This window comes from Pseudomonas sp. EGD-AK9, assembly GCF_000465935.2.
Taxonomy (GTDB): Bacteria; Pseudomonadota; Gammaproteobacteria; order Pseudomonadales; family Pseudomonadaceae; genus Aquipseudomonas.
This window is the reverse complement of record NZ_AVOF01000092.1, coordinates 1-9133: the sequence shown is the minus strand read 5'-3', so window position 1 is coordinate 9133 and position 9133 is coordinate 1. Positions and strand designations below refer to the sequence as shown.

Annotated in this window: 9 protein-coding genes; 2 read left to right on the top strand and 7 right to left on the bottom strand. The window is 66.5% G+C overall.

Features of this window, described 5'->3' with window-relative positions; genetic code table 11:
- From N878_RS05195 to gcl, 6 genes are all read right to left on the bottom strand, one after another.
- On the bottom strand, nt 1–284 hold a 284-nt coding region (locus N878_RS05195; RefSeq protein WP_031302780.1), incomplete at its 3' end, for an urea transporter.
- Between the two features lie 211 nt (nt 285–495).
- The gene (gene pyk / locus N878_RS05190) at nt 496–1911 is read right to left on the bottom strand and encodes a pyruvate kinase (protein ID WP_021442618.1); all 1416 of its coding nucleotides are present in this window, start codon (nt 1909–1911) and stop codon (nt 496–498) included.
- On the bottom strand, nt 1908–3182 hold the full coding sequence (locus N878_RS05185; RefSeq protein ID WP_021442617.1) for a glycerate kinase: 1275 nt from the start codon (nt 3180–3182) through the stop codon (nt 1908–1910). The genes pyk and N878_RS05185 overlap by 4 nt, the downstream gene beginning before the upstream one ends.
- Nucleotides 3183–3380: 198 nt before the next feature.
- Nucleotides 3381–4298, bottom strand: coding sequence for a 2-hydroxy-3-oxopropionate reductase (locus N878_RS05180; RefSeq protein WP_368664882.1), 918 nt, complete (start codon nt 4296–4298; stop codon nt 3381–3383).
- Nucleotides 4285–5067: a hydroxypyruvate isomerase gene (gene hyi / locus N878_RS05175; RefSeq protein WP_021442616.1), complete on the bottom strand. Its 783-nt coding sequence runs from the start codon at nt 5065–5067 to the stop codon at nt 4285–4287. Before hyi ends, N878_RS05180 begins: the two co-directional genes overlap by 14 nt.
- Before the next feature lie 114 nt (nt 5068–5181).
- Nucleotides 5182–6957 (bottom strand): glyoxylate carboligase, encoded by a 1776-nt coding sequence (gene gcl, locus N878_RS05170; protein ID WP_031302778.1) that lies wholly within the window; start codon nt 6955–6957, stop codon nt 5182–5184.
- Nucleotides 6958–7291: 334 nt separating this feature from the next.
- Between gcl and N878_RS05165 the strand changes: the two genes are divergently transcribed.
- A complete protein-coding gene (locus N878_RS05165) occupies nt 7292–7726 on the top strand; it encodes a heme-binding protein (RefSeq protein WP_021442614.1) in 435 nt (144 codons plus the stop codon).
- Between the two features lie 253 nt (nt 7727–7979).
- On the opposite strand, the gene N878_RS05160 is transcribed toward N878_RS05165, so the two are convergent.
- Nucleotides 7980–8624 carry a TetR/AcrR family transcriptional regulator gene (locus tag N878_RS05160; protein ID WP_021442613.1) on the bottom strand — a complete coding sequence of 215 codons (645 nt, stop codon included), beginning with the start codon at nt 8622–8624 and terminating at the stop codon, nt 7980–7982.
- 212 nt (nt 8625–8836) lie between these two features.
- On the opposite strand from N878_RS05160, the gene N878_RS05155 reads away from it, so the two are divergent.
- Nucleotides 8837–9133 (top strand): radical SAM protein (locus N878_RS05155; protein WP_031302777.1); only part of this gene is annotated, 297 nt, incomplete at its 3' end.

Here is a 9133-nt window from a genome sequence, read left to right as displayed (position 1 = left end):
GGTGTCCAGGCCAGTTTCAGGCTGAGCAGCAGGCCGAGCAGGATGCCGTTGTAGCCGTACAGGCCGATGGCGATGTCCGCCTGCGGGTAGCCGCGGCGCTGCGCCACCAGCATCGAGGCCAGGCCGCCGAGCAGCGCGCCGCCGAGCAGGTCGGGTGCGCCGAGCACAATCGCCAGCAGCACCAGCAGGCCGCAACCGGGGTGCTGCTGCAGGAAGATCTGGGCGAAGCCGCAAAGCAGGGCGCGCAGGCCTTGCAGGGCGTGCTGGGAAGAGAGAGGCGACATGCTGGACTCGAAACAAAAAGAGGCGCCCGATGGGCGCCTGCAAACTGGTTATGCCCGCGCGGGGCTCGGGGAGCGCGTTCTTCCTGGATTCATTCGTGGCTGAAGCCGCTCCCACAAGGCCGCGTGTAGTGCGGATGAAGTCGGGGAAACAGGGGGATTTCCCCGGATCTCATCCGGGCTACGGTGCTGTATTGCGTTGAGCGCCACCGGCTCAATGCAGGGTTTCGATCCTCAGGCTGTTGGTGCTGCCGGGCTGGCCGAAGGGTTCGCCGGCGGTGATCACCACGGTGTCGCCGCGCTGGGCCATGCCCTGGGCCTGGGCGATCTCCAGCGCGGTGCTGGTGACTTCCTCGACCTTGTGCAGGCGCTCGTTGACCACCGAGTAGATGCCCCAGGCCACGGTCAGGCGGCGGGCGGTGGTCAGGCTCGGGGTCAGGCTGAGGATCGGCGCCTTCGGCCGCTCGCGTGAGGCGCGCAGGCTGGAGCTGCCGGATTCCGTGTAGTTGACCAACGCCGCCACCGGCAGGATCGAGCTGATACGGCGGATGGCGCAGCTGATGGCGTCGCTGGCGGTGGCCTCGGCCTGCGGGCGACCGACGTCGAGCTGGCTCTGGTAGTCCGGGCCGTTCTCCACCTGGCGGATGATCTTGCTCATCATCTGCACGGTTTCCAGCGGGTAGTCGCCGGAGGCGGTCTCGGCCGACAGCATCACCGCATCGGCGCCTTCGGCCACGGCGTTGGCCACGTCGGTGACTTCGGCGCGGGTCGGCGCCGGGGAGAAACGCATGGATTCGAGCATCTGCGTGGCGACGACCACCGGGCGGCCCAGTTGGCGGCAGGTGCGCACGATGTCCTTCTGGATGCGCGGCACGTTCTCGGCCGGCACTTCCACGCCCAGATCGCCGCGCGCCACCATGATGGCGTCGCACAGCTTGGCGATTGCTTCGAGATGCTGCACCGCCGAGGGCTTCTCGATCTTGGCCATGAGGAAGGCCTTGCCCTGGATCAGTTCACGGGCCTCGACTATGTCCTCGGGGCGCTGCACGAACGACAGCGCCACCCAGTCCACGCCCAGCTCCAGGCCGAAGGCCAGGTCGCGGCGATCCTTCTCGGTCAGCGGCGACAGTTGCAGCACGGCCTCGGGCACGTTGACGCCCTTGCGGTCGGACAGCTCGCCACCGGCGATCACCTCGGTGATCACGGCATCGGCCTGCTTGGCGGTCACTTTCAGGCGCAGGCGGCCGTCGTCCAGCAGCAGGCTCATGCCCGGCTGCAGGGCTTCGATGATTTCCGGGTGGGGCAGGTTGACCCGGCTGGCGTCGCCGGGCGTGGCGTCCAGGTCCAGGCGCAGGCTCTGGCCGTTGACCAGTTGCACCTTGCCGCCGGCAAAGCGGCCGACACGCAGCTTCGGCCCCTGCAGGTCCATGAGGATGCCGATGGGCTGGCCCAGCTCGTGCTCCACCTGGCGCACCCAGTGGTAGCGCTGGGCGTGATCGGCGTGCTCGCCGTGGCTGAAGTTGAGGCGGAACAGGTTGACCCCGGCTTCCACCAGCTGACGGATATGCGCGGCGTCGCGGATCGCCGGCCCGAGGGTGGCGAGGATCTTCACTTTCTTGTCGGCGTTCATTGGGCAGGGCTCTCGAGAATCAGAATGGCGCGGAAATCGTTGACGTTGGTACGGGTCGGCCCGGTGACGATCAGCTCGTCGAGGGCGGCGAAGTAGCCATAGCCGTTGTTGTTGTCCAGTTCGTCGCGGGCAGACAGGCCCTTGATGCCGGCGCGGGCATGGCTGTAGGGGGTCATGATGGCGCCGGCGTTGTCTTCGGAGCCGTCGATGCCGTCGGTGTCGCCGGCCAGCGCGTAGACGCCGGGCAGGCCCTTGAGGCTGTCGGTGAGGCTGAGGAGGAATTCGGCGTTGCGCCCGCCGCGGCCGTTGCCGCGTACGGTGACGGTGGTTTCGCCGCCGGAAAGAATCACGCATGGCGGTTTGATCGGCTGGCCGTGCAGCTGCACCTGGCGGGCGATGCCGGCATGCACCTTGGCCACGTCACGCGACTCGCCTTCCAGGTCGCCGAGAATCAACACCGGCAGACCGGCCGCTTCGGCCTTGGCGGCGGCGGCGTCGAGCGATTGCTGCGGGGTGGCGATCAGCTGGAAGTGGCTGCGGGCGAGCACCGGATCGCCCGGCTTGACCGTTTCCGAGCGCGGGTCCTGCAACCAGGCGCGCACGTTGGTCGGGATGTCGATGGCGTAGCGGGCGAGAATCGCCAGGGCTTCGGCCGAGGTGGTGGGGTCGCCCACGGTGGGGCCGGAGGCGATCACCGTGGCCTCGTCGCCGGGCACGTCGGAGATGGCGTAGGTGTAGACGGTGGCCGGCCAGGAGGCCTTGGCCAGACGGCCGCCCTTGATCGCCGAGAGGTGCTTGCGCACGCAGTTCATCTCGCCGATGGTGGCGCCGGATTTGAGCAGCGCCTTGTTGATCGCCTGCTTGTCCTTAAGGCTGATGCCCTCTGCCGGCAGGGCCAGCAGCGAGGAGCCGCCGCCGGAGAGGAGGAAGATCACCCGGTCGTCTTCGGCCAGGTTCGACACCAGCTCCAGCACACGGCGCGCGACGCGCTCGCCGGCGTCGTCCGGTACCGGGTGAGCGGCCTCCACCACTTCGATCTTCTTGCAGTCGGCGCCGTGCTCGTAGCGGGTCACCACCAGGCCGCTGACCTCGCCCTGCCACTCCTGCTCGATCACCTCGGCCATGGCCGCGGCGGCCTTGCCCGCGCCGATGACGATGACGCGGCCGCTGCGGTCAGCGGGCAGGTGGTCGGCCAGCACCTGGCGCGGATGCGCGGCGGCGATGGCGGTGGCGAACAGGTCGCGCAGCAGGCGTTGCGGATCGAAGGTCATGGCGGCTTTCTCTTGTTCTGGGGTGACGCTGGATCGATTCCAGTCCGCAGGCGCCGCGCGGCAGCGCCTGGGGAGTGGAATCGACCGACCTGGCAATCGGGCCGTGACACCTCCTGCCAGGAAGGTCGAAAGGGTGCCGGGGCTCGCCCGGCCAATCGGTGCGCACGGCGCACCCTACCGTGCGCCGTGTGCGGCGATTTACTCGCCGCGGATATTGAAGTTGGCCATGTGCTCCAGACCCTTGATCAGGGCGGAGTGGTCCCAGCCGCTGCCGCCGAGGGCCGCGCAGGTGCTGAACACCTGCTGGGCGTTGGCGGTGTTGGGCAGGTTCAGGCCCAGCTCGCGGGCGCCGGACAGCGCCAGGTTGAGGTCCTTCTGGTGCAGGCTGATGCGGAAGCCCGGATCGAAGGTGCCCTTGATCATGCGCTCGCCGTGCACTTCGAGGATCTTCGAGCCGGCGAAGCCGCCCATCAGCGCTTCACGCACCTTGGCCGGGTCGGCGCCGTTCTTGGCGGCGAACAGCAGGGCTTCGGCGACTGCCTGGATGTTCAGCGCGACGATGATCTGGTTGGCCACCTTGGCGGTCTGGCCGTCGCCGTTGCCGCCGACGCGGGTGATGTTCTTGCCCATGGCCTGGAACAGCGGCAGGGCGCGTTCGAAGGCGTTCGGGCAGCCGCCGACCATGATCGACAGGGTGGCGGCCTTGGCGCCGACTTCGCCGCCGGACACCGGGGCGTCCAGGTAGGCGGCGCCGGTGGCCTTGATCTTCTCGGCGAAGGCCTTGGTGGCGGTGGGGGAGATCGAGCTCATGTCGATCACTACCTTGCCGGCGCCGACGCCCTGGGCGATGCCGTTGTCACGGAACAGCACGTCTTCGACCTGCGGGGTGTCCGGGACCATGACGATGATGAATTCGGCTTCCTGGGCCACTTCCTTCGGGTTGGCCAGGGCGATGCCGTTGTCGCCCAGCAGGTCGGCCGGCGCCTTGTCGAAGTGCTCGGAGAAGAACAGGGTGTGGCCGGCCTTCTGCAGGTTCTGCGCCATGGGCTTGCCCATGATGCCGGTGCCGATAAATCCGATTTTAGCCATGCGTAGAGTCTCCTCAGATTGCGTTATGCGCTTTCATCCAGCCGAGGCCGGCAGCGGTGGTGGTTACCGGCTTGTATTCACAGCCGATCCAGCCCTGGTAGCCGATGCGGTCCAGGTGCTCGAAGAGGAAGCGGTAGTTGATCTCGCCGGTGCCCGGCTCATTGCGGCCCGGGTTGTCGGCCAGCTGCACGTGGTTGATGGCGGCCAGGTGGCTCTCCACCGTGCGGGCCAGGTCACCTTCCATGATCTGCATGTGGTAGATGTCGTACTGCAGGTACAGGTTGGTGCTGCCGACCTTGTCGCGGATGTCCAGCGCCTGCTTGGTGTTATTCAGGTAGAAGCCGGGGATGTCGCGGGTGTTGATGGCTTCCATGACCAGGCGGATACCGGCGCCGGCCAGCTTGTCGGCGGCGTAGCGCAGGTTGTCGACGAAGGTCTTTTCCAGGGTGGCGCAGTCCAGGCCCTGCGGGCGGATGCCGGCCAGGCAGTTGATCTGCTTGTTGCCCAGCACCTTGGCGTAGGCGATGGCCTGGTCGACGCCGGCGCGGAATTCCTCGACGCGATCGGGATGGCAGGCGATGCCGCGCTCGCCCTTGCCCCAGTCGCCGGCCGGCAGGTTGAACAGCACCTGCTCGAGCTGGTTGGCGTCCAGGCGGGCCTTGATCTCTTCCACCGGGAAGTCATAGGGGAAGAGGTATTCCACGCCGCTGAAACCGGCTTCGGCGGCGGCAGCGAAACGGTCCAGGAAGTCCACTTCGGTGAACAGCATGGACAGGTTGGCAGCAAAACGGGGCATGGTGTGCTCCTTGTCGTAGCCCGGATGCAATCCGGGGCGGTGTTGCGGTCTTCCCGGATTGCATCCGGGCTACGCCGTGTTGGCCGGGTGCGCGTGGCACACCCGGCGTACGGATCAATCCAGCAGCGAGATGGCGGTCGGCGCGTCGACGCCGCGCTCGGCCAGTTCCTCGAACTCGTTGATGGCGTTGATCTCGGTGCCCATGGAGATGTTGGTGACGCGCTCCAGGATGATCTCCACCACCACCGGCACGCGGTGCTCGGCCATCAGGCGCTTGGCTTCGGCGAAGGCGTTCTGCAGCTCGTTCGGATCGAACACGCGGATCGCCTTGCAGCCCAGGCCCTCGACCACGGCGACGTGGTCGACGCCGTAACCGTTGAGCTCCGGCGCGTTGATGTTCTCGAACGCCAGCTGCACGCAGTAGTCGATGTCGAAGCCGCGCTGCGCCTGACGGATCAGGCCCAGGTAGGAGTTGTTCACCAGCACGTGGATGTACGGCAGGTTGAACTGCGCGCCGACGGCCAGCTCCTCGATCATGAACTGGAAGTCGTAGTCGCCGGACAGCGCCACCACGTTGCGGTTCGGGTCGGCCTTGACCACGCCGAGGGCCGCCGGAATGGTCCAGCCCAGCGGGCCGGCCTGACCGCAGTTGATCCAGTGGCGCGGCTTGTACACGTGGAGGAACTGCGCGCCGGCGATCTGCGACAGACCGATGGTGCTGACGTAGCAGGTGTCCTTGCCGAAGGCTTCGTTCATCTCTTCGTAGACGCGCTGCGGCTTGGCCGGCACGTTGTCGAAGTGGGTCTTGCGCTGCAGGGTGCGCTTGCGCTCGCGGCAGGCTTCGACCCAGGCGCTGCGGTCCTTCAGCTTACCGGCGGCCTGCCACTCGCGGGCCACTTCGAGGAAGGCGTCCAGCGCGGCGCCGGCGTCGGAGACGATGCCCAGATCCGGGTTGAACACGCGGCCGATCTGGGTCGGTTCGATGTCGACGTGGATGAACTTGCGGCCCTCGGTGTAGACCTCCACCGAACCGGTGTGACGGTTGGCCCAGCGGTTGCCGATGCCGAACACCAGGTCGGAGGCGAGCAGGGTGGCGTTGCCGTAGCGGTGCGAAGTCTGCAGGCCGACCATGCCGACCATCAGCTTATGGTCGTCGGGGATCGCGCCCCAGCCCATCAGGGTCGGCACCACCGGTACGCCGGTCAGCTCGGCGAATTCCACCAGCTTGTCCGCCGCGTCGGCATTGAAGATGCCGCCACCGGCGACCAGCAGCGGGCGCTCGGCCTCGTTGAGCAGGGCGATGGCTTTCTCGGCCTGGATGCGGCTGGTGGTCGGCTTGGCCACCGGCAGCGGCTCGTAGGCGTCGATGTCGAATTCGATCTCGGCCATCTGCACGTCGAACGGCAGGTCGATCAGCACCGGGCCGGGACGGCCGCTGCGCATTTCCTGGAAGGCGCGCTGGAAGGCGCGCGGCACCTGGCCGGGTTCCATCACGGTGGTCGCCCACTTGGTTACCGGGCCGACGATGCTGGTGATGTCGACCGCCTGGAAATCTTCCTTGTGCATGCGCGCACGCGGCGCCTGGCCGGTGATGCACAGAATCGGGATGGAGTCGGCCGACGCCGAGTACAGGCCGGTGACCATGTCGGTGCCGGCCGGGCCGGAGGTGCCGATGCACACGCCGATGTTGCCGGCATTGGTGCGGGTGTAACCCTCGGCCATGTGCGAAGCGCCTTCGACGTGACGGGCCAGGACGTGATCGATGCCACCGAGTTTCTTCAGTGCGGCATACAGGGGGTTGATGGCAGCGCCGGGGACGCCGAACGCGGTATCGACGCCTTCGCGGCGCATCACCAGTACGGCTGCCTCGATTGCTCTCATTCTGGCCATAATCTTGTGCCTCTTTTGTTATCAGATTGTATACAAAACACCTGGCTCGGATTCTATGCAGGCCATGACTTCACGGTCAACAATTTTTCCGGTGCAGCCTGTCGTCTGGCCAAATTCTTTTGAAACGCCCGTTTGACGGGGTTGGCAGTGCAGGCGAAGAGGTGTGTCGCACTAAATGTATACAATAAAAAATAATATTGTATGTAGTGGTTGAATTTTTTGTTTCTGGTGGGATAGTGAGGGCGAGCTTTGGATTGCCCGGGGCCGTCGGCATGCGCAGTGCCGGCCTCGCTCCGGGCGTTTCGTTCCCTTCGTCACTTCAGGAGTCATCCGCATGAGCAACTTGAACCTGCAAACCGCCAACGCCATCGGTAACCGCGCGCTGGCCGTGGGCCGCGAGATAAAGGCGGCGCCGCTGACCGTCGCCGTACTGGATGCCGGCGGGCATCTGATCTGCCTGCAGCGCGAGGACGGCGCCAGCCTGCTGCGCCCGCAGATCGCCATCGGCAAGGCCTGGGGCGCGCTGGCCCTGGGCAAGGGCTCGCGCCTGATCGCCGCCGACGCGCAGCAGCGCCCGGCCTTTATCGGGGCGGTGAACAACCTGGCCCAGGGCAGCCTGGTGCCGGCGCCGGGTGGCGTGCTGATCCGCGACGAGCGCGGCGAAGTGATCGGCGCCGTCGGCATCACCGGCGACACCTCGGATATCGACGAGCAGTGTGCGGTCAGCGCACTGGAGTCGCTGGGGCTGAAGGCGGATGCCGGGGCGTAGGGTGAGCCGGGCGCACCGGCTTTAGCGCCGGTGCGCGTTATGCCCGGATTGAATTCGGGCTACGACTGTGGGGGGATTGGCCGCGACTGCGGCTTGGAGGCGTCGCCGCTAAAGCGCCGCCGAGGTTGCGTAGGGTGGATGTCGCTTTTGACATCCACCGGAGCGGTGGATCGGTAAGGCGCGATCCGTCCTGCAGGCTGCCGAACATCCCTTTAACTCGGTACGCACGGCGCACCCTGCTGCAGTCAGCCGCTTAGACGCTGCTCACCAGCTCGGAAGCCGTGGACGGCGCCGGAGCCACTTCGCACCCCTTGAGCACCAGGCGGATGATGGTCTGCGCCGCGGCTTCGTAGTCGGCGTCGTCCAGGCTGGCCTTGCCGGTGACGGTGGAGATCTGCCAGTCGAAGTCGGCATAGGTCTGGGTCGCGGCCCAGATGCTGAACAGCAGGTGGTGCGGATCGACCTGCGCCATCAGGCCCTGGTCGACCCAGCGCTGGATGCAGGCGATGTTGTGCTTGGCCTGGGCATTGAGCTGCTCGGTCTGCTCCGGCGACAGGTGCGGCGCGCCGTGCATGATCTCGCTGGCGAATACCTTGGAGGCGTAAGGCAGCTCGCGGGAGATGCGGATCTTCGAGCGGATGTAGGCGGTCAGCACCTCGCTCGGGTGGCCCGCCTGGTTGAACGGCGCGGAGGCGGCCAGCAGCGGCTCGATGATGCTTTCCAGCACCTCGCGGTAGAGGTTTTCCTTGGACTTGAAGTAGTAGTAGACGTTGGGCTTGGGCAGGCCTGCCTTGGCCGCAATGTCGCTGGTCTTGGTGGCGGCGAAGCCCTTGTCGGCGAACTCTTCGCTGGCCGCGCGCAGGATCAGCTCTTTGTTTCGTTCGCGAATGCTGGTCATAAGGCCCTGTGATCTGCTCAGCCGCCGGGCGGCGGTCGGGCATGGTAGCACCGGCCTTGCGCGGGGCTCAAGCCAGCGGCCACGGGCCGCACAGCGGCTATCTGACCCTTGGGTCAAATTCCTGTATACAAAAAATCGCTTTTCTGTTTCTATCCCTGTCAGCGATATCCATAACAAAAAGTCTCGGCGCGCGACGCTGCAGGAGACCGGCTGTGCATACGACCCAACTCGTCGACCCCTTCGGCCGGCGCATCACCTACCTGCGGCTGTCGGTCACCGACCGCTGCGACTTTCGCTGCACCTACTGCATGAGCGAGGACATGGTCTTCGCCCCGCGCCAGCAGATTCTCAGCCTGGAAGAACTCTACGCCGTGGCCGACGCCTTTATCGGTCTCGGGGTGCGGCGCGTGCGCATCACCGGCGGCGAACCGCTGGTGCGCAAGAACCTGCTGAGCCTGCTGCAGCGCCTGGGCGCGCGCGCGGAGCTGGACGACCTGGCGATCACCACC

Bases quoted from the DNA above. Each gene is read 5' to 3' on its own strand.
- pyk (WP_021442618.1), bottom strand. From the start codon at position 1,911: ATGAACGCCGACAAGAAAGTGAAGATCCTCGCCACCCTCGGGCCGGCG.
- N878_RS05185 (WP_021442617.1), bottom strand. From the start codon at position 3,182: ATGACCTTCGATCCGCAACGCCTGCTGCGCGACCTGTTCGCCACCGCC.
- hyi (WP_021442616.1), bottom strand. From the start codon at position 5,067: ATGCCCCGTTTTGCTGCCAACCTGTCCATGCTGTTCACCGAAGTGGAC.
- gcl (WP_031302778.1), bottom strand. From the start codon at position 6,957: ATGGCCAGAATGAGAGCAATCGAGGCAGCCGTACTGGTGATGCGCCGC.
- N878_RS05165 (WP_021442614.1), top strand. From the start codon at position 7,292: ATGAGCAACTTGAACCTGCAAACCGCCAACGCCATCGGTAACCGCGCG.
- N878_RS05160 (WP_021442613.1), bottom strand. From the start codon at position 8,624: ATGACCAGCATTCGCGAACGAAACAAAGAGCTGATCCTGCGCGCGGCC.